Origin of the sequence: Neisseria sp. HMSC055H02, assembly GCF_001813335.1 — a bacterium.
Classification (GTDB): domain Bacteria; phylum Pseudomonadota; class Gammaproteobacteria; order Burkholderiales; family Neisseriaceae; genus Neisseria; species Neisseria sicca_C.
Genome location: NZ_KV812069.1, coordinates 1 through 498, shown reverse-complemented (window position 1 = coordinate 498; position 498 = coordinate 1). Strand labels below are relative to the sequence as shown.

Sequence of the window (498 nt, the reverse complement as noted above, 5' to 3'; positions counted from 1 at the left end):
AATCGCCTGGTTGGTGTAATACAACTGGCTGCCGTTGACCGCATCGGTAGAATCCGCCGATACCACACCTGCCGCCACACCTTGTACCTGACGGGTCTCGTCCGTGCCGTTGCCGACAGTAACGACGCCGGCGACTTTGTTCGCGGCGGCAGCCGAACCTGCTTTGCCTGCCACGGCTTTGTCGTTCAGACCGCCGTAGGTATAGGCTTCGCCTTTGGCCGCATCAGCCGTACGGATGCCTTGGGTTTGGGCGCGGTCGCCGAGGTAGACGGAGTCGTTGACCGTGGCTTTGATGTTGCTGCCCAATGCGTAGGCGTTGTCGGCGGATACGTGGTTGTTGTTACCGATGGAGTAAGCGCTGTTGCCGCTTACTACGGTCGGGTCGCCGATGGCGCCGGAGTTTTTGCCGCTGACGATGTTGCCGGTACCGATGGCGATGGTGTTCTCGGCACTGGCTTTGGCGCCTTTACCGATGGCGATGGCGTTGGTGCCTTTGGA

The 498-nt window shown here is 60.6% G+C and carries 1 pseudogene; it reads right to left on the bottom strand.

Going from position 1 to position 498, the window contains the following annotated elements:
* Positions 1 to 498, bottom strand: a pseudogene (locus HMPREF2907_RS02080) (hypothetical protein); the annotation flags it as partial.